Origin of the sequence: Evansella vedderi (assembly GCF_030813435.1) — a bacterium.
GTDB classification, from domain to species: Bacteria; Bacillota; Bacilli; order Bacillales; family Salisediminibacteriaceae; genus Evansella; species Evansella vedderi.
Genome location: NZ_JAUSUG010000001.1, coordinates 437,350 through 457,726 on the forward strand (window position 1 = coordinate 437,350; position 20,377 = coordinate 457,726).

Annotated in this window: 16 protein-coding genes and 2 riboswitches; of the genes, 13 read left to right on the forward strand and 3 right to left on the reverse strand. The window is 37.9% G+C overall.

Annotated elements, in window-relative coordinates:
• Positions 1-253: 253 nt before the first annotated feature.
• From J2S74_RS02060 to J2S74_RS02110, 11 genes are all read left to right on the forward strand, one after another.
• Positions 254-2,368 carry an EAL domain-containing protein gene (locus tag J2S74_RS02060; RefSeq protein WP_307321163.1) on the forward strand — a complete coding sequence of 705 codons (2,115 nt, stop codon included), beginning with the start codon at positions 254-256 and terminating at the stop codon, positions 2,366-2,368.
• Between the two features lie 29 nt (positions 2,369-2,397).
• Positions 2,398-2,766, forward strand: a complete 369-nt coding sequence (locus tag J2S74_RS02065; RefSeq protein ID WP_307321166.1) for a PilZ domain-containing protein — start codon at positions 2,398-2,400, stop codon at positions 2,764-2,766.
• 99 nt (positions 2,767-2,865) lie between these two features.
• On the forward strand, positions 2,866-4,011 hold the full coding sequence (locus J2S74_RS02070; RefSeq protein ID WP_307321169.1) for a sensor domain-containing diguanylate cyclase: 1,146 nt from the start codon (positions 2,866-2,868) through the stop codon (positions 4,009-4,011).
• A 15-nt stretch (positions 4,012-4,026) separates the two neighbouring features.
• Positions 4,027-4,113: riboswitch (cyclic di-GMP riboswitch) on the forward strand.
• Between the two features lie 131 nt (positions 4,114-4,244).
• A complete protein-coding gene (locus J2S74_RS02075) occupies positions 4,245-5,207 on the forward strand; it encodes an ATP-binding protein (RefSeq protein ID WP_307321172.1) in 963 nt (320 codons plus the stop codon).
• Positions 5,208-5,220: 13 nt separating this feature from the next.
• Positions 5,221-6,849, forward strand: coding sequence for a HAMP domain-containing protein (locus J2S74_RS02080; protein ID WP_307321174.1), 1,629 nt, complete (start codon positions 5,221-5,223; stop codon positions 6,847-6,849).
• Between the two features lie 40 nt (positions 6,850-6,889).
• A complete protein-coding gene (locus J2S74_RS02085) occupies positions 6,890-7,216 on the forward strand; it encodes an STAS domain-containing protein (protein WP_307321177.1) in 327 nt (108 codons plus the stop codon).
• Complete coding sequence (locus J2S74_RS02090; RefSeq protein WP_307321180.1) at positions 7,209-8,054, forward strand: PP2C family protein-serine/threonine phosphatase; 846 nt, start codon at positions 7,209-7,211, stop codon at positions 8,052-8,054. Before J2S74_RS02085 ends, J2S74_RS02090 begins: the two co-directional genes overlap by 8 nt.
• A gap of 11 nt (positions 8,055-8,065) precedes the next feature.
• Positions 8,066-10,126 (forward strand): flagellar assembly protein A, encoded by a 2,061-nt coding sequence (locus J2S74_RS02095; protein WP_307321183.1) that lies wholly within the window; start codon positions 8,066-8,068, stop codon positions 10,124-10,126.
• A gap of 13 nt (positions 10,127-10,139) precedes the next feature.
• Complete coding sequence (locus J2S74_RS02100; RefSeq protein WP_307321186.1) at positions 10,140-10,451, forward strand: STAS domain-containing protein; 312 nt, start codon at positions 10,140-10,142, stop codon at positions 10,449-10,451.
• Between the two features lie 227 nt (positions 10,452-10,678).
• A riboswitch (cyclic di-GMP riboswitch) is annotated at positions 10,679-10,763 on the forward strand.
• A gap of 88 nt (positions 10,764-10,851) precedes the next feature.
• Positions 10,852-11,481, forward strand: a complete 630-nt coding sequence (locus tag J2S74_RS02105; RefSeq protein ID WP_307321189.1) for an EAL domain-containing protein — start codon at positions 10,852-10,854, stop codon at positions 11,479-11,481.
• 565 nt (positions 11,482-12,046) lie between these two features.
• Positions 12,047-13,264, forward strand: coding sequence for a hypothetical protein (locus tag J2S74_RS02110; protein ID WP_307321192.1), 1,218 nt, complete (start codon positions 12,047-12,049; stop codon positions 13,262-13,264).
• An 82-nt stretch (positions 13,265-13,346) separates the two neighbouring features.
• Here J2S74_RS02110 and J2S74_RS02115 read toward each other — a convergent pair whose 3' ends face one another.
• A complete protein-coding gene (locus J2S74_RS02115; protein WP_307321194.1) occupies positions 13,347-14,486 on the reverse strand; it encodes a dicarboxylate/amino acid:cation symporter in 1,140 nt (379 codons plus the stop codon).
• Between the two features lie 288 nt (positions 14,487-14,774).
• Here J2S74_RS02115 and J2S74_RS02120 point away from each other — a divergent pair, with 288 nt between their 5' ends.
• Both J2S74_RS02120 and J2S74_RS02125 read left to right on the forward strand, forming a co-directional pair.
• Entirely contained in the window at positions 14,775-15,512 is a 738-nt protein-coding gene (locus J2S74_RS02120) for a sulfite exporter TauE/SafE family protein (RefSeq protein ID WP_307321198.1), read from the forward strand.
• Between the two features lie 290 nt (positions 15,513-15,802).
• Positions 15,803-16,807, forward strand: coding sequence for a Gfo/Idh/MocA family protein (locus J2S74_RS02125; protein ID WP_307321201.1), 1,005 nt, complete (start codon positions 15,803-15,805; stop codon positions 16,805-16,807).
• Between the two features lie 231 nt (positions 16,808-17,038).
• On the opposite strand, the gene J2S74_RS02130 is transcribed toward J2S74_RS02125, so the two are convergent.
• On the reverse strand, positions 17,039-18,238 hold the full coding sequence (locus J2S74_RS02130; protein ID WP_307321204.1) for a S1C family serine protease: 1,200 nt from the start codon (positions 18,236-18,238) through the stop codon (positions 17,039-17,041).
• A 17-nt stretch (positions 18,239-18,255) separates the two neighbouring features.
• Positions 18,256-20,172, reverse strand: a complete 1,917-nt coding sequence (locus tag J2S74_RS02135; RefSeq protein ID WP_307321206.1) for a zinc ribbon domain-containing protein — start codon at positions 20,170-20,172, stop codon at positions 18,256-18,258.
• Positions 20,173-20,377: the final 205 nt, after the last annotated feature.

A 20,377-nucleotide genomic window follows, 5' to 3' on the forward strand; every position in this document is an offset into this window, starting at 1 on the left:
AGGACTAGTTCAATATTTTTTCATGAAATAAGACTATATTTTCAAAGTTTAAGACTACATTTGAAATAGATAATAGGAATAGAAGGTGATTTACTTCATTGGTGAATTGTTAGAAAATATTATTAATTCCAAGACATGTTTCGACAAGTGTTGTAATCATAGATCCAGTGAATCTAAATAGGTCAATATAACTAATGACTTTTATTTCAGTTAGGGAATGCAAATAACTAAACAGATTTGAGGTGGCAGTTTTATGAAAAAATTAGGAGTAACTAGTGTTAAGGAAAAAGTGAGAAAGACAAAATTACAACCTGTGAATACTACGTACAAACAGCTAGGTGAACAGTTATACTATCATGATTATCTAACTGAGCTGCCAAACCATTTCATGTTAGAAGAAAGGTTATTTGAAGAGCTAGATAATTCCCGGGGAACAGGAAGTAAGTTTGCCATATTATTGGTAGACCTTAAACGATTTAGAGTGGTCAATATGGGTTTAGGATACTTAGGAGGAGACAGAGTATTAATTGAAGTCACCACCCGTTTAAAAAACTGTATAGGAACAGCGGGGGATTTATTCAGACGGGGAACAGATGAATTAGCAATCATCCTTTCTGTTAGGGAATTGGAAGATGTTTCGAGGAAAGCCAATGAAATTCTAAACGCCTTGTCTTACCCAATTATCGTGAAGGGAAAAGATGTTTTTGTTTCACCAAGAATAGGAATTAGTTTGTTTCCTAAAGATGGCAGTACTATGGATGAATTGCTTGAAGCAGCTGGTACGGCTTTATGTGAGGCAAAAAAGGATGGAAAAAGCTCCTACTATTTTTATCAAAACAAATCATTTTCCAGAGAAAAGTGGAATCAATTTCAGATGGAAATGGATTTACATAAGGCATGTGAGAGAAAGGAATTAGTTTTACATTATCAACCAAAGGTGAATTTAAAAACAGGGGAAATGATTGGAGTGGAAGCACTAGTTAGGTGGGAACATCCGAAATGGGGGTTGGTTCCACCGGGCCAATTCATTCCAATTGCAGAGGAATCGGGGCTCATTATTCCGATTGGTGAGTGGGTTCTGGAAACAGCGTGTATCCAGAATAGAAAGTGGCAAAAAGAGGGTATTAATATGGTAATGTCCGTAAACTTGTCCGTTAAACAAATTATGCAAACTGGGCTGGTCGAATCAGTTTCTAGAATCTTAGAAAAAACAGGCCATGATCCTTCTTTATTGGAGCTGGAGATTACAGAAAGTGTTACATCCAATTATGAGGAAACTACTTATATATTAAAAGAGTTAAAAAATCTGGGAATAAAACTAAGTATGGATGATTTTGGATCCGGGTTTAGTTCCTTAATTCATTTGAAGGATTTTCCAATTGATACGATTAAAATTGATAGATCTTTTATAACGGATTTAAAGAAGAATTCTATAGATGAAACGTTGGCGAAAACCATCATTACTCTTGGGCATGACTTAAAATTAAAAGTTGTGGCTGAAGGAATTGAAACGAAAGAGCAGCTTCAAATTTTACAGTACATTCAATGTGATGAGGGACAAGGATTTTACTTTAGTAAACCAATACCAGCTAGTGGGATTGCTCATTTAATAGACAAGATAAAGGAACAATTTTTCCAGGAGGACCTTCGTTTAAAAGATGTACACAGTGCCGTTACTACTAAGAAAAAACATATTGATGAGGAAGAAAGAGAAGAAACTTTAAGGAAGTTAACTGCAGGGGTAGCCCATGAAATAAGGAACCCTATTACTTCTGTAAAAGGATTTGTTCACTTTATTGAACAAGGGGAAGGGAAACAAGAATATATTGATATTATTAATTCTTCGATCCAACAAATTGAAGAATATATCGATAAATTACTTTTAATTGGCAGATCGAAACCTAATTTAAAAAGATCCATTAATATACAATCTTTATTAAACAAAGTAGTAAAAGGATTAGAATCTACTGCAAAGTTAAGGGGTGTTCACATTTTATTACAATTCGAAAGAAATATACCAGACATCCCATGTGACCCAGAGCAAATCAACACTGTTTTTCAACAATTGATTTCAAATAGCCTAGGATCCATGTTAAATGGGGGAACGGTAAGGATAAATGTAGGTTCTATAAATAAAAATATACGAATTACGGTGATAGATAATGGGAGTGGCATGAGTAAAGGGCGACTTGAGAAGTTAGGGGAGCCATTCTATAGTAACAAGGAAGTAGGAACAGGCTTAGGTTTTCTTTTATGTAATCAGACTGTTCGAGAGCATGGTGGACATATAAAAGTGGCGACAAAAGAGGGAGAAGGGACAAGAGTAGAGGTAATCCTACCGGTTAGCGCGGAGGAGATAATTCTGTAAATAGTAAAATTCCTGAGGGGGATATAACAATGAGATATAAGCGAGAGGAATTATTTCGATATAAGTTTAAAGAGCCTTTGGAATGCAGGATAAAAATTTTGCGTGTTAATGGGGAAAAAGTAGCCAGTAACTTCGGAGAAGCAAGGATATGGGATATGAGTCCAAATGGGATAAAACTAGAAGCCCCATTAGATTTCCAATGTGAGCAAAATGACGTTGAATTAGAAATAAGGTTTTCCTTGAAGGAAGACATAGTAGTTGGTGGAAAACTTGTTTGGAATAAAAACTTCGGAATAAGTAACTATCTTTACGGAGTGAGTCTATTAGCCTCTCCTGAAGTCGAGAGTTTAATTATCGAAAATTTAAAAGAATTAAATCAAAACGTTGTTAGTAATTAGATAGGTTTAGTGATTACTTTTGTAAATGAAAAGTAAAATTAAGAAAGTAGGTAAGGGATGAGGGGAAATCAGTTTTATCTCACAGCGCTCGTTGTAAGTATGTTCATCGTAGGGGTGCTTCCATTTGCCACAATACCTTTTGAATCGATTATAAGTTTAGTGTTCCTACTGGCTATGGGCTATTTTCTATGGAAGCTATGGAAGTCAATGGAATGGATAGAGGCAAGTTTAATAGAGGCACGCCAAAAGAATGATGAGATGGAAAAAGAATTAAGCATCAGTAACAAGAATAATACGGAATATAAGAAACTACTTAATTCTTTAAATGGTGCCATTTATAGCTTTGACTATGTTACGAATAAGTTTTATTTTTCCACCGGATTTGAAGATATCTATGGATATAATGTCGATCTATTCAATAAAAATCCGTTATTGTGGAATGAGGTCATTCATGTAGATCACTTAACTAAATTAGAAAAAGATGAAAGGCAAATATTAAACGGAAAAACCACAATGACCGAATTTCAAATACAACATCCACAATTAGGGGAGCGATGGGTTGCGAAATATACGAAACCAATTATGGATGTAGATGGTAATGTAACAAAGGTAAATGGACAAATTGTCGACATAACGGTTAGAAAAGAAATGGAAAATGAACTTAAATTGATGGCTTATAATGATAAGTTAACAGATTTACCTAATCGAGTGGCTCTGGATAGGCATATGAAGAAAGCATTAGCACGTTCGAAACGCCATAACCATAACTTATCCATCATGTTTATTGATTTAGATGATTTTAAAGTTGTCAATGATACTTTGGGGCATGATGCAGGTGATGAGTTATTAAAGGGAGTTGTTAGTCGGATTAATGAAAGTATCAGGGAAGAGGATCTCGTTGCCCGTATCGGCGGCGATGAATTTATCATCGTATTTGAGGAAACAGACCGGGACGAAATAGAGGAAATTGCGAAACGGATGATTGAAAATGTTGCTTACCCGTATATGATTGACGAAACGAAAACGAACATTTCGTTAAGTATTGGAATTAGTATGTATCCTGATGATGGATGCGATAAGGATACCCTTCTAGAACACGCTGATAAAGCTATGTACTACGCTAAAAGTGAAGGAAAAAACAACTATAAAATCTATTTCCCAGACTTAAATGAAATGGATTTTGGAAACGTTGGGATTTTAGAAAGAATAATGAACAAAATTCAAGTTTCAAAGCTTTTTAGTTAATAGCCCTCTTATTACCTACGATAAAGGCAAACTTATTGAAAAGTAAGGACGCAAAGCTACGGGTCTAAGGCATATGAAAGCTATGATCGCCGAGCTTCCGAAAAGGGTTGGGTCAACAAAAGTCTAAACCGTTTATCAGTAAAGGCATTTAGGAACAAATGGTTTATATCTTTCGTCCACCATCCTCCTTGGTGGACTTTTTAAATTCATGAGATTAGAGGTGGAATTATTCAATGAAGGATGAGGTAAAAAAAGCAAAGCGCTTATTCGATAGAGTGTTAAAAAAGCCCTTTAAAGAGCCTTTATTAAATACTCCATCCCTCCCATCAGATCTATCCTATGCCAACCTAGAATATCGAACAAAAAGAGGTTTCCTTGCTAAAAAAATATGTCAATATTTACAGCTAAATCAAACAGACGGGGATTCTTTGTTTTATCTATCCCATTCACGGCCGTCATTTCTAGATACAAATAAAGAGGATCAAGGGGAAGTAATCCTATGTTTATGTGAATTAATGCTTGTGTGGAATGATAGAAAATTAGACATTCCTGAGCAGATTAAGGGGATGGAAATTAGAAGTGACATTCAAAATGCCCTCTTAAAAGCCTATGAAATGTTTAAGGATGAAATGTTTAGGAATTCCCAAGAAAGTGATGTTCAAGAGTGCAAAAAAGAAATAGAAGCCTGGGAAGTATATCGAGATGTGATATATGCAGCAACACAAGAAAAGTTTTTGCTTATAAATAAGGATGAGATTAGTGAGTACCAAGCTGGGGAAGTATTGTGTCAAGAAATGATAAAAAAGCGTTCTGATATTCCTAGGTGTCGTGAAAAGGTAAAGGTGAGTTTAGAGGATAAAAAAATTAATGGGTCAGCAATGATGGGGTTATTGTTGGTACTATCTGAGGCCATAACCAATACCATTAAGCATGCGGAAGAAGGAAAAATGACCTTGATAGAAGAGGGGAACGAAATTCGTTTTATCATTGAAGACAAGGGACCAGGTTTTTCCCTAAAAGATTTGCCGAAGCTAACCTTGTTAGCAGGGTATTCTACAAAAAGGTCGATGGGGCAGGGGTTTACATTAATGATGAAAATGGCCAAACAGGTTATTTTATACACATCTAATGAAGGATCCACCCTAATATTAACCTTCGATGTAAGTAATCCCACAGATAATGTTCTTGTTGGATAGGAAAGGGGAAAAAATGAAGAAAAATACAATAATGCTTCAGTTAGTAGTTAAAATAAGTTTAGTTCTAGGGTTTATTGCAATCATCGTTCTATTGTTAGGTTATCAGATTATAAAAGTATATATTGAGGAAAATCAATTAGAACAAATTAACAGTGCCACAAGTACGGTTGTACATGCCATGTCTTCTACGCAAAAATCTGCGGAAACTTTAGAAAATATGATTGAACACAGGCTGTATACCTCTTCTAAAGGGATTATGAGTGATCTTCGTGGAAAAAGTGTGTTAGAGATAAGCCAGGAAATGTTAAGTGATTTAGCGGAAAAATGGGATGTTCATGAAATATCTCTGTGGGAAAGACAAGGGGATGACATTGTTGTAACACAGTCTTCAGATGTGACACAGTTAAATCTTAGTTCAAAAGATTGGGGCTATTGGTTTACAGCCTTTAATCAATTAATGAATCAAGAAGTAGTAATAGTAGACGAAGGATTTACTTTAGAAAATTATTGGGTAGGACCAATCTCGAGGGCAGATCGCTTTGATAATATCTATTATAAATTTGCTTATTACTATGACGGAACAGCAGATTTCATGATAAACCCTTATATTCTTGATGAGGAAATTTATAAACATACCTTTGAGGCTGGCCCAACACAAATGATTGACCGAATAGTCAATGAGAATTTGGACATGAAAGAGATTGCCGTTATTAATGTGGATGCTTGGCTTCAGGGAGAGGATCATGAAGTCATTGAACCTGACATAGATTTACCCATTTTATACGGAAGTCATCAATTTAGTCTAGAAGAAGATACAGATCTTATCCCAATGGTAAAGGATAAGGGGGAAACTCAAAGTATACTATTCGATCAAGCAGGTACAAGCTATAAGAAAATATATACAGCATTGCCGAACAATCGTGTCATGACCATTGTTTTAGATTTATCTAGACAAAAACAAATGGAAAGTCATTTTCTTTTACTGTTTATTCTTTTATTTATTGTATCTTCCATTGTGTTATTTTTAATGATCCATTTCATAGCGAAACGACAACTTAAACCATTAAATGACATTGTTGATCATATTGAGGATGTTGCCGATGGGGATTTGACTCAGACCATTACATTAAATGAAAGAAATGAACTAGATAAATTATCAACGTCCATTAATGACATGACGAAACGATTTCAACAATTAATTACAGGAGTAAAGGGAGAAACTCATTCATTAATGATTGTTTCTAATCTCCTTTCTAAGCAAGTCTATGATTCTGTGAAAACAATGGAAAATACATCAACGATGATGACTTCAGAATCAAAGGAAATTGTGCTAGAAATTTCAATTTTTCAAGAGGAGTTAGAGAAATTATTAGAAGCATTAGAGAATGAATGTCTGTCAGTAGAAGAGGAACAGGGTGCAAATGGTGGACGCTATCTACCGGTGAAAACGTCTTTAAGTTCAACTCACGGAAAAATTATGGAACTGGAAAAGATGATTAAAAATCATTCTAATCATGTTACAGAAATAACGATAATGTTTTACGACACATTAAATGAATTGAAAACTGCATCTCACAAAATAGATCAATTATCAATGGAACTAAATCAAAAGATAGAATACTTTAAAGTACGAGAGGAATAAGAAATAACTTTTTAATTATTAATCATCGGAGGAAAAAGCTATGTCATTAGTTATAAAAAAAGAAACTAAAAATACTACAATGACTCTTAAGTTTATAGGAATCTTAGATATTTCAACAACAAACGAAATAGTCCCTTACCTAAATGAGATTGACAATAATCTAAAGGAACTTTCCCTTGATTTCAGTGAAATAGAGTTTATCGATTCCACTGGTATTGGGTCGATTATGAATGCGATTCACCTTTCGCAAGAGAAAGATTTCACATTAAAGTTTGAGGGTGTTAATGAGCTTACAAGACAAGTGTTTGAAATGGTAGGGTTGTATGACATTTTAGAGGCGGTACAACAGGAGGGATTAGATGTATAAGGACAGCTTAACTTATATTTATAAGAATGATAAAGAGATTAAAGGAGATTTAAATAAAGCATTACAAAGGGAAATAAATTTAGCTAGAAATATACAATCATCCCTATTAAATGGAAAAACTCCCACATTCGATGGAGGGGAAGTCTGTGGTGCTTCTTTACCAGCGCGATTAATAGGGGGAGATTACTACGACTTTTACCCTCTAGTGAATGGGAAGATTAGAATTGTCATTGGTGACGTCATGGGTAAAGGTATCCCAGCAGCCATGTTAATGATTTTAACTAGGGGGGCATTTCGAAGTGCCGCAGAAAGTACCCAAAGTCCAGGTGAAACATTAACAGCCATGAATCAAGCGATTTATAATGATTTAAAAACGTTAAAGTCTTTTGTAACACTATTCTGTGCTGATTGGGATCCAAATACCAGTACACTTACGTATGCTAATGCAGGGCATAATCCTCCACTTTATATAAATGGAAAAAGTAATTCCATAGAGGAGCTCCCTAAAATAAAAGGTATTATGGTAGGCGGCCTGCCAAACCAAGTATATAAAGAGCAATCAGTGGAGTTGAATGACGAAGATACGGTTTTCTTTTATACAGATGGGATCGTCGAAGCTATTAACAAAGACGGTGAACAGTATAAATTGGATAGGTTAATCTCCACATTAGAACAAAATAAAGAAAAGGTAGTGGGGGACATTGAGAGGGCTGTAATGGAATCCATTAACAAATTTACGGCAGGTGTTCCTCAGAAAGACGATATCACAATGGTTTTATTAAAAATCAGCAAGCAAAAAGCTGATATTACAAGTTTGAATTCTCCAGTATTCAGTTAGGGGGAGGGTATATGCAAAGCGTTGTTTCAAAGGGAAGGAATATTGAAGAGGCCATCGCAGTCGGATTGAAATTATTAGAAACCACAAAAAGTCAGGTAAATATAGAAATTGTTCAGCAGGAAACGAAAAGTTTCTGGGGCTTACGTTCCAAAGAAGCAATTGTAAAACTAACAAAACTAGACTCTAATGACTCCTTTATGAAAAAGGAAAACCCTACAGGATATTTGGATATAGCGGAGCAAATGATTGATGGAATGGCAGCACAAGGGGAACAAAAGGTTGCAGAAGAAGAAATTCTTCCAGTGGCAGAAGCCAACCTTGATGGGAAAGCGTGGGTAAAGGATGGGATACTACATTTCCAAACTGCGCCTAGTAAACTTCCTACGGTTACTATTTCAAAAGGAGTAAAGCTTTATAAAAATAATCTGGAAGTAAAAGGAAAAAGTGAAGTTTTGACGGAAGCAGATACCTTTCAACTTAAAGAGGAATTTGAGGAAAGGGCAACTGATTGGAAAATAACGTTCGATCAACATAGATTAAAAGCTCTTTTACATGTTAATCCAGGCAATGAAATTATTAGAAAAGTAAAGGATATCCAACCTGATCATCACATTAAATTAACCGTTGAGGAGACGAAGAAAATTCAAACCAATCTCAATTACGATGCAATAATAGAAAAAGCAGTAGAGATGGGAATTAGACATGGGTTTGATCATACGCAATTGATAAAAGCGATGAATGGCACAAAACCAGGAACCTATGAAATTGCTTTTGGGAAAGAACCTACTCCAGGTAAAAACGGTTGGATTGAACTTATGGTAGATATAGAGGAACAGGAAGGGCCGAAAGAAAATGAAGATGGTAGTGTTGACCACCGTGAAATTAAAACCATTCCTACTGTGGAAAAAGGTCAGGTCATTGCAATCATTCATCCTCCTGTTCCTGGGAAAGCAGGGTATACCGTTACAAATGAGCCTTTACCAGCAAAGCAAACCTTCCCCATTACTGTTGCTGCTGGGAAAGGGATCGTATTAGTAGAAGATAGAATTGTATCAATGGAAAGTGGACGCCCTCAAGTTGAAAAGAGAGGGCAATTAGTTAGGGTCTCCATTATGCCGAAACTAACAATCAGATCTGATGTGGATATGGCATCTGGGAATATCCACTTTATGGGGGATGTTGAGATATTAGGTAATGTGGATGACAACATGATGGTAGAGACAGACGGAAACATAGTCGTTCACAAAACAGTAAACATGTCCACATTAACTGCATCTGGTGCTGTGATCAGCCGTGGGACTGTTAATGGATCCGTTGTTTCAGCGGGGAAAAATAATATGATTATCGTGGAACTAGGGCAGATCCTAGGAATATTGCATGGCCAGACAGAAAAGGTTATCACAGTGATTAGGCAATTGGTGCAACAGTTAACAGCCTTTAAATCAAACGATTTTTCACAAGGAGGACTAAAGCCTTTAATAGGAATTTTATTAGAGAAGAAATTTAAAGAAATTCCCCCACTGGTAAAAAAATATACAGAATTGGTTAAGAAAGAAGAGAAGTATTTAATAGATAGTAGTTGGAAAGACGTAGCCACTTCTTTAATGCGTTATTATGTAGCCTTATCAAAAGATGTTTTGTCGGTAGATGGGTTAATTCAATTATCTGAAAAGCTCAAAGAATTACATGAATTGAGTACTACTCCAGTGGAACCAGAATCCTACATTACCATACCAAATACTCTTAATAGTCAACTGTACTGCAGCGGTAATATTACTGTTTCCGGGAAAAGCTGCATAAATTCAAAACTCCATGCTGGAGGTAAGTTAACCGTTGGAGGTATTTTACGTGGTGGTCATGTTTATGGAAACTTAGGTGTCGAAGTTAAGGAAGTAGGAGCGGAAATTGGAACTACTACACTTATTGAAACTTCTGAAGGCAGTTCAATTAGTATTGGGAAGGCAATTGAAGGGACCGTTCTAAAAATAGGTCGCACCAGGTACAGTTTTAAAGAAACAAGGAACTTTGTGCAAGCTCAATTAAACGAGCATGGAAGGATAGTAATAAAATAAGGGGGGATTGCGAATGTTTACATTTTCAAAAAACACAACAGGTGGTTACTTAAATATCTATTTAAAAGGGGACTTAGATATAGAAGGTACAGAAGTTATGGAACGGGAAATTACACCTGAAATGGAAAAGTACTCTGTTGTAAATATGGATTTTACGGAAGTGCCTTTTATAGATTCTTCGGGAATGGGGTTATTGCTTAACTTAGTTCATACTTTAAATAAAAAGGGAACGACAGTATATATTGTGAATGTAAAAAAGGATGTTATGGAAGTCTTTGAATTGTTACAAATTCCTGACATATTAGGAGAAGGTGTATTCGTTTAAAATTATTTCTAGTTATAACTTCATTAGTTAAATATTATAAGGTGAAATTACTAAAGGGACTGATTTTTATGTTTGCTTGTTAATAATCAGACTTTAGTAACATATCAACAGACGGAATATTACAAATCTAGTCAAATGGAGCTATAATGATTCTGTCTGTTTTTGTCGAATGTATTTATTTGATGGGATATTTTGTTTATAATTGTAATAAAAGTAGATATAAAGTTTTACCGAAACGGCAAACCTATCGAAAGGTAGGGACGCAAAGCCACGGGCCTAATGCATTTTCGCGAAGGCAGCCGGGTTACCGAAGAAAACATCCACGAGGTGAAACTTCTTTATTTCTAATTGGAAGTTTCACCTTTTACTTTTTTATGATAGGTTTGATGTTAATTTGTCGATGCATAATTTCATAAGTAAAGAGGAGTTTTATCATTTTTTTCAGCCCATATATCAGCTTGGGGGCTGGAAGAAAGAGGGGTATGAGGTAATCCTTCGGTCGAAGCTTCATCCGAACCCAGAGGTTGCCTTTCAAAAGGCAGTAAAAGCAAAAAGGCTCTATGAATTGGATTCGCGGTCCATTCATAAAGCTATTCGCACCTACCAAAAGGCAGGATTCTCAAAAAAAGATGGATACTTGTTTTTAAATATCTTCCCATCGATTATTTTAAATCCAATGTTTCCATCCTTTCTAAATTTGATTATCTCTAATAATCACCTTAATAGTCAACAGGTAGTTTTGGAAATTTCTGAAACGGAAATCATTAAAGAGTTTGACCATTTTAAACAGCAAATTAAGGTGTTAAAGGACCTCGGTTTCTTAATTGCCATAGATGATGTTGGGAAGGGATATGCTAATGCTCGTGCCATTATTGAATTAGAACATGATTATATAAAATTGGACCGATTTTTTTCTGATGATTTATTAACTTCCAATAAGAAACAGAGTTTCATTAAGTACTACGTTGATTATTGTAATACACATAACAGCCAGCTTGTTCTTGAGGGATTAGAAACCCCCGCAGACTAGCCATGGCGAAAATGTTAGGAGTCTCTTTAGGACAAGGCTATGTCTTAGGGAAACCTGGGCTATTGCAGGAATCCGTGTGAGGTGGAAAATACTCCTTGACTGTTTTTGGAACAACAGAAAAAGGTAAGTTAAAAAAGGGTATCCCAAAAGTATGGCTTTGGGATACCCTTTTTTTATTTTAATAGTTATACAAATTGGTCATGCTGCCATTCATAACTACGGAAGTAAATAAAAGTAAGGTATGGTTAGGGATTGGTAAAGTAAACATCAATTTTCGACCTCCTTTAGTGTCTATTTAGAATGAGACACAATACCTCTAATAATATATTATTATCTTCCTAGCAATTCGTTTGTACCGGTGTCATGTTTTGAATCCATGAGGAGCTTCTTCCCATGGTTTTTTGTGTTATTTTCACCGGACATTCGTTATTGAATCACATAAATGGGCACTTGGCAAACACCCTATTTGTAACTTCCTTAGGGAAAAGAGCGACAATATTTTTAAAAGGGGCAGTCAAGAAAGTTTTACAAAACTAGAAACTATAACATATAGGAGGTGAAAAATGTGAGGAGGAATCCACAGTCATTATGGAATGATGAACGGGTGAAAGGCTGCTTGCAACAGTTCCCTCCCATTAAGGACCGACAATCAAAGGAAAAGCTATATCAATCGATTCAAGAAAAAATTCAAGCTAGAGAATTACTAGATTCTAAGAGTCAGGACTCTGTTTTTACAAGAAGAATTCCTATCCTTGCGTCCATTGCCGCTATCATTCTAGTAATCATGATTGTCCCGTCACTGTTAAAGGATTTCCCCGATTCTGCAAGGGACATGAACATAAACGATACTGGTGTAAGTATTGTAGGGGATCAGGGTGACGCTGGGGGATTGGAAGTGGCAGAAACGGGGGAGACCATAGAGGTTGATAACCGAGATGAAACGAACCGATTCGTAGAAGATAATGGAAATGGGTTAACCGTTCCTGTTCCATACACTGTTGATGTGACGATGGCTGATGGAACGCGAGAATTCCATTCCTTTATTGTTCAGGAATGGATCCCTTTTTCGGAGGATACGGGAAAAAATATAGAAGAGATGCTTGTCTATGTATTCACTTCCCATGAAAATGGGATTGGGGCAACGGAGATTTTTCAGGGGCTGGAATCCATTGAGATCCATGAACGAGAGGGAACTGTAACAATGAATTTTTCTAAAGGGCATGGATTGGGCACTCTCGCAACGGGAGAAATGAACATTGCCACAAGTTCCATTATCGAGGTATTCAGTTTGTACGGATTTGAGGAAGTAAAGTTTACGGTGAATGGGGAGTTAGGTGTTCAATATGGAGCAAAAGGCTACGTGGAAGGCTTCGAGCTGCTCCCTGAAAATCGAGGATACTATATGTATGTCGGGGAGGAAGGCCGGACTTATTTTATTAGGGGAGCTGCATTGGAGGAACCCCTCAGAAATACAGCGGACTCCTTGTTTACGTTCGAGGAGACGTTGGAAAAAATGAAGTGGGTACAGCCTGGAGCATGGTATCGGCCAGCTATTCCAGAATCGGTACAGTTCGACTCGGTGATTGTTGACAGTCATTATGCTGTGATTGAAATATCAGAAGAAGAGTACGAGTTGAAGGAAGTAGAATTGGAACGGGTGATCGAAGCTATTCAACTGGCAGCAAGGGATTTCTCCATAGAGCAGTTAACCATAAGAGGTTCACTCGTTAGCAGGTTTAGAGAATCGGATTCTATTGATATGGAAATCAGTTCCATCTATTAAAGAAGTGCACGGGAACGGCCCCGTGCACTTTCATATTTATACTGCTTTTTGACTGTTTGTTGTGATTTCGTTATTTGCTTCCCTATTTTTTAGCGAATCGGTCTACGAGAATGTTGATCGCTCCGTCTCCTGTTACGTTCGTTGCTGTTCCAAAGCTGTCTTGAGCCATGTATAGGGCGATCATTAATCCCATTGCTGCTTCATTGAAACCTAGCATGGTTGTTAATACACCTAATGCTGCCATAATGGCACCACCAGGTACCCCTGGAGCAGCAATCATGATGATGCCGAGCATTAAAATAACCGGAATCATTTCTCCGAAGGTTGGTACCGTGTACTCACCCATTACGGACATGACGGCCACGGCACAGGCAACGATGGTGATGACACTTCCGGAGAGGTGTGTCGTTGCACACAAAGGAACTGCAAAGTCTGCAACCTCTTCCTTTACTTTATTTTTCTTTACTTGCTTTAATGTTACAGGGATCGTTGCTGCACTGCTCATCGTTCCAAGGGCTGTAAAATACGCTGGGAGCATATTTTTTAATAACGAGAATGGATTTCGTTTTGCAAGGCTACCCGCAGTAACATATTGAATCGTGAGCCAAACCCAGTGAGTTACGATGACCACTAGGAGGACTATACCGAACATTTGTAATGTATCAAACACGGTTCCTTCAGCTGCTAATCCTGCAAATATACCAGCGATATAGACGGGTAAAAATGGGATGATGATCTTTGAGATGACGAGGTCAATAATGTTTTTCCCTTCGTCAAAAACGTTCATTAGTGTCTGACTCTTCGTTTTGGCAATACCAATCCCAAAGAGGAAGGCCATTACTAAGGCGGTAATGACACCCATTAGGGGTGCGATTTCTAAGGCGAACAACCCTTCTACGCCGGCACCTTCTTCAACTGAGCGCTCAGTCGTGTTAAGGAATGGAATAACGGTGATAGCAACAATAAATGCAAAAAGACCTGCAAGTAGCGTAGAAATATAAGCACTTCCCACGGTGAATCCAACCATCTTTCCAGATTGATTTCCAAGCTTCGATACACCAGAAGCAATGAAAAATAAAATAATAAATGGAATCACAAAACCTATGAACTGACCAAATATATCCTTCACCGTTACCATCAGTTCTGTAATAATAGTAATATTCATTAGTCCAATCAAAATACCGGCAATAATCCCGACAATTAATTTTGCAATAAGCTTCATCAAACTCCCCCTTTTATTTGTTTGTTTAATAAAATATTTCAAAATAATCCTACAACTTTATAATGCCTAATTTCAAATAATAAAACAAGAGTTAATTTTGTCGTATCAAAGGATTATTAAAAAAATAAGATTTGTATTTAAGAAAATTCGTAATTTTTCAATATTTTTGTGTAATAACTTTTTTTAGGGGAATTATTTGCTGTTTATTTGTTAATAAACGTAGGTAGCGTTAAAATATGTTCAAGGAAGTCTCATTAAGGGATAGATAAAAGGAAAGGTTCGCTGTGCATGATTATAGAGTTGCTGTTCATATTTTTTATATTATTGTTTGGGAGCTTTATTCAAGGGGCTAGTGGGTTTGGTTTTGGAATTATTGCCATGAGCTTTTTGCCCTTTTTGTTTACGGTTAAGGAAAGTACACTGCTTGTCGTTTCGTTAGCATTCGTCCTATCAGTGAGCATTGCCCTTCAGTTGTGGAAGCATATAAAATGGAAATCACTCCTTGTTATTTTAAGTGCTGCAGTGGTGGGAAGATATGTCGGATTCTTGATTCTTAGTCATTATGGGGAAATGGATATTTTAAAGACATTTTTAGGTATTTTTCTTATTGCAGTTGTCATTTACTTATTCTGCAGTAAGGGACCGAAACCAGGTAAGAAGGTGAACCAAACTTGGCTTCCTATTACCCTTGGATTTTTCGGGGGACTCATTGGGGGGATTTTTGCTGTTGGGGGGCCGTTCTTTGTGTTTTATTTCTTGTTGATTTACCATGATAACAAGTATGCTTATAGTGCAAACTTGCAAATATCCTTTTTGGTAACCGCCCTTATCACCATTGCTCTCCATGGAATAAATGGGGACTTTTCCATTGATTTTCTAGGTTCCTTTCTAGTTGGACTAGCTAGTGTACTTATCGGTTCTAGGATAGGTATTCGATTTTTTGCAAGGCTTTCTCAGGAAAAAATTAAACGCTTTGCTGCCATCGTAGTTGCCATAGCAGCAGCGAACCTCATCCTATTTGGATAACAGAATTTAAGAGGATAGGTAAAAGGAAGGATCATACATAATTACTGTAGAAGCTAATTAACAAAGTAAATTCCAACTCGACTCCAGCGACGAGCGAGGCTTCACGAGACAGCTGTGAGTTGTAACTTAATGGCTGAAGACCTCGGAGAGAGCTCTTCCCGAGGAGGCTGAGGCGTTGCCCGGGAACCAGGACGGTGACATTACGCCTGTAGCGTATCCAAGCCATATATATTCTCCGAAACAAACATTGTAGGAATATAAATAAACAAAAAGAAAAGGGGATGTTATGAATGGATAAGAAGGTAAGATGGGGAATTTTGAGCACGGCAAATATCGGAAGAAAAGCGATCATTCCTGCACTGCAGAATGTACCCAATGTAGAAGTAGCAGCAGTAGCTAGCGCAAGCGACAAAGTGGAGGCATTTGCAGAGGCTCTTGGGATTTCGCAAATATACAGAAGCTATGAGGAGCTTTTGGAGGACACTTCCATCGACGCTGTTTACATCCCACTTCCCAATACGTTACATAAGGAATGGGTTCTAAAGGCAGCTGCCAAAGGGAAGCATGTTCTTTGCGAAAAACCGGCTGCATTAACAGCAGAAGATGTTCAGGAAATGGTGGATGGGTGCCGTGAGAACGGTGTAATTTTTATGGAAGCATTCATGTATCAATTCCAGCCACAGCATCAGCGAGTAAAGGAAATTATTTCCTCAGGGGAAATTGGGGAAGTACGCCACATGCGATCTACCTTTACGTTTAAACTTAATTTTGAAGAGCAGCGGGAGAATATTCGTTTGAATGGGGAGCTTGGTGGAGGTTCCATTTGGGATGTGGGCTGTTATTGTATCCATTCGTCTCGGTTAATTTTAGGGGAGGAGCCTACGGAAGTCTATGTGACGGGAAAAATTCATCCTGATTTCCAAGTGGATACAAATGCTGCAGGAATACTCACCTTCCCTAGTGGAGTCACGGCAATGATTCATAGCAGCTTCGAAGAACCCATGGATGATAACTATGAAATATTTGGGACAAAAGGTTCCATTTATGTTCCATTTGCCTACAGGCCAGACCGATTGGAATCAGGCCTAGCCCAGGTAATTGTCAAAAACGAAACGGGGGAAGAACGGACAGAGACCTTTAAAGGTAATCAATATGAACTGCAAGTAGAGCATTTTTCCAACTGTGTGTTAAATGGGGAGGAGCCAAGCTACACAGGAGAGCAGACCTTGAATAATATAAAGACCATTCAAGCCTGCTACCAATCACTCCATTCAAAAAAGCCAGTTCAAATTTAAGGGTAGAAAAAAGGGGGAAATCAAAAGGTAAAAAATCTTTTGATTTTCCCTCTTAACTAAAGGTTGTATTGGGAATCGTTTGTTGCTTCTTTTGAAAAGCTTGGAGAAGCCGGAAGGCGGTGACTCCAGCCGGAAAAGCACGAGGAGGCTGAGGCGTTGCCCGCGGAAAGCGTCCGCCTGCAGCGTATCCAAGCCACATTATATATAAGAGCAATCTTTTAAAAAAACAGCCTAGTCCAATTTTTCTTCTTCAACGGATAACAGCTTTAATTGATCATTTTCGTAGCCTACAGTATAAGTGAGTTCATATTTTTCAAAGGTACTTCTTCCATCTTTCCGTTCTTGAACGGTAATTTTGGTAATAACGGTTAAGTTCTCTCCAGTATCAACAGCCTCTAAGTTTTCTTCCTCCACCCAAATATCATCTACTGTAATCCATTCTATATTTATAAAGCCGTTTCGGAAGTTTTCATAGGTTGTATTTGTCTGCCACGAGTTTCCTAAGAAAGAATAAGCCGTAATAAAGTCATGGAAATTAATGTTTTCATAAAAGTAGCTTACTAAAAAGATAGCGAGATCCATCTCAGAGTTACTATACACATGATTATCGTATGGGTAACTCTGTCCATGTCCTTGTGCGTTTTGATCATCTGCCACATTCGGTATAGCACCCATTGGGGTGGAAGCCCAGCCCTCCAGCAACCCAATAACATTTAAAATAGGGATACTAAATCCAATGGAGGTTTGCTCTATAACGGCGGAATTAATTCCCACCACTTCCCCCGTTTTACTATTCACTAGCGGGCCACCACTATTTCCCTGGGCGATAGGCGCTGTAATTTGAAACACATCCTCAAAGTTGTAAGGGGGGATCTCGAAATTACGGTTAACGCCACTGATGATCCCTGTTGTAACGGTATTTTCAAAGCCGAAGGGGCTCCCTAATGCTAGGACATCGTCCCCAATTGCCGGACTTTCAAAGCTTATCTTCAGGGGATCCTCACCAGCTAAGTCTTCCACACGGACGAGGGCCACATCCGTTGTTTCGCTAATCCCAATCACGGTCCCATCGAGCTGTCTCATATCTGCGGAAATGATGATAACGTCCTTTGTGCCTGCTACTACATGGGCATTGGTAACAATATCACCTTTATCGTTATATAAAAAACCTGAGCCGATCGTTCCGTCTGGAGTTTCGATTTTCACCACACGCTGCTGCGATTCCCGAATGACATCACTTAATTCCTTAGACTGCTGTGAAACACCCTGGTCCTGGTTCACATCCTCGAATTCTCCCGATACTAAAATAGTAGAAGGTGTACTCAGCTGAGTAGGTATGGAAGTAGAAATATAGTGAAACCCATAAACTCCTAAACCTATGATGGCTAAGGTAAAAATAGTGCTAATGATAATTTGCCAATTTCTTCTCATACTGTTTTCACCTTCCTTTACTCCAATTCCCAAGTAATACTCTCAATTTTTACCGTAAGTTCTTCATATTCCTTAGAAAGACTAATTGTATCTTCAAAAACACCTTTCTCTTCAGGGCTTAAATAGTAGGGCGTGATGACAGTATGCCCTTCCGTTACATGAGTGTTTTCCCCATCAAGGACAGAATAATAAATCGTAATGGAATAAATGGTCCGCGTCGCTTGATTCACCACTTCACCGTGAAGGTAAAGGTCACCATCTTCTGTTAATTCTGTCTCAAATGAGCTAATATTAACTGCCTCCGTTCTATTCCGTAAATCCTCTCGAGCCGCAACCTCTGCAGCTTCCTCTAACCGTTCCTGTTCCGCCTGTGAAAACTCCGACTGCTTCTGTTTAATCTCTTCCTTTAAATCAAGGAGTTCCGAGTTATTCACCGCTAGCTCCAGCCCTCTATTAACTGTTGATAGGGCCTGTGAAAAATGATAGTTTTCAAGGGAAATGGAAGCCTCACCTAGACTAGTTTCCACAATCTTGTAAATTATTTGTTCTCGAAGCTCTTGCCCTTTGCCAGAAGGAAGAAGAGCAAGATGGTTTAATAGATTCGCAAGCTCACCAACAGTCGTTTGCTCTTCCAACTGGGAGTCAATTTTTCCTTTGGAAATAAGGAGTTGAAGTTCATTCACTTTATCGTGATAAGGATCAAACAAGATACCTCCTTGCCCTTCCAACCTCTCCCTGGAAAAATAAAGTAATTCCTCAGCCTCATCGTATTCTTGATCTGCAATTTTTTCCGAAACCTCATCAAGGGTAGCCCTTATCTCCATCGCCAATTGAATTTCTTCAAGGTTGTCAACTAAAACAGAGTAATTCGGCCGCAAATTCAAGGCTTCCGTAAATGCTTGTTCCGCCCTTTCAAAATGGCCATTTAACGCAGCTTCTTCCCCGGAAATCTGTAAAGCTAATACCTCTTCATTAATATTTGATTCATGAAAAAAATAATAAATAATTCCAGAAGAAATGAATAACAAGCTAATGAGAGGAGTTGCTATCGTGAACCAGAGAGAAATTTTACCGTTGGATCTAGAAAGGACTTCATTTTGCTGATTTTCCAAAATAAGTTCCAGCTCATTCTTACTGCTGTGCTCCAATTCATGGTGAGCCGGGTCTACTACTAAGGATGAATCCGGATCTAAAGTGGCAACTTCCGTTGACTTGTTGTATGCTGTTGGCTCCTCAGAAGTATCCAGGATTTCCTGAAGATTGCTGCTATTTGAGATCAGGTCCGTATCATTAAGTAGTCTTTCGCGATCTTGGTCATCCTGATTCTCAGAAACTAGACTATCAGTATCTTCTATAATATCTGTAGCTCCATAGGTGTCAGCATCTTCAAGTTGATTCGCAGTTTCATGCGTGTCCGTTTCGTTAAGTTGATTCGCGGTTTCATTGGTGTTTGTATCTTCAAATTGATTTTCAGCTTCTAGGGTGTCAGTATGAATCGTTTCGTCCAAGCCTTGTTCCGTATCATCAATTTGATCAGCATCTTCCAGGTCATGAGCATTGTCCTCTTTTTCCTGCTGATTTAACTTATTTTCGCCCTCTGGTTCCTCAGATGCCTCCTCATTTTCTCCGGACTTTTCCAAATTAGGTTTGTCGGCATCGCCCTGCTGATCTGTATTGTCTACAGTTTCCATACTTTCTTCGTGAATTGTAGCTTCTGGGTTATCTGTACTTTCCTGTAGGTTAGTGTTTTCCGGAAGATCTTCTTTACCAGTTTCATCAGAAGATGTTATTCTTTTTTGGTCCTCTGAATCGCTGATCTGCCCCTGGATTTCCTGTTCATCCTGTTCCTCTGCACAATCCAGCCTCGCTCCACATTTAGGACAGAACAAATAATCATCCGGTAATTTACCACTACCACAACGGTGACAGTACATTTAAATCCCCCCAATCTATGAAAAAATAAATCTCTGTACCCATTATACATTATTTTGAAGTACGGGGGCTGATTCTATGTTTCCAAATCATACAGTTTTCATAAGGTCTTTAACTGCACCTTATTTCTATTCGAAGTAGGGGAATGATTTTTGTCCATTAAAGGTTGTAATAAGTAAATGACCCACGATGATTTGGACATTCTTT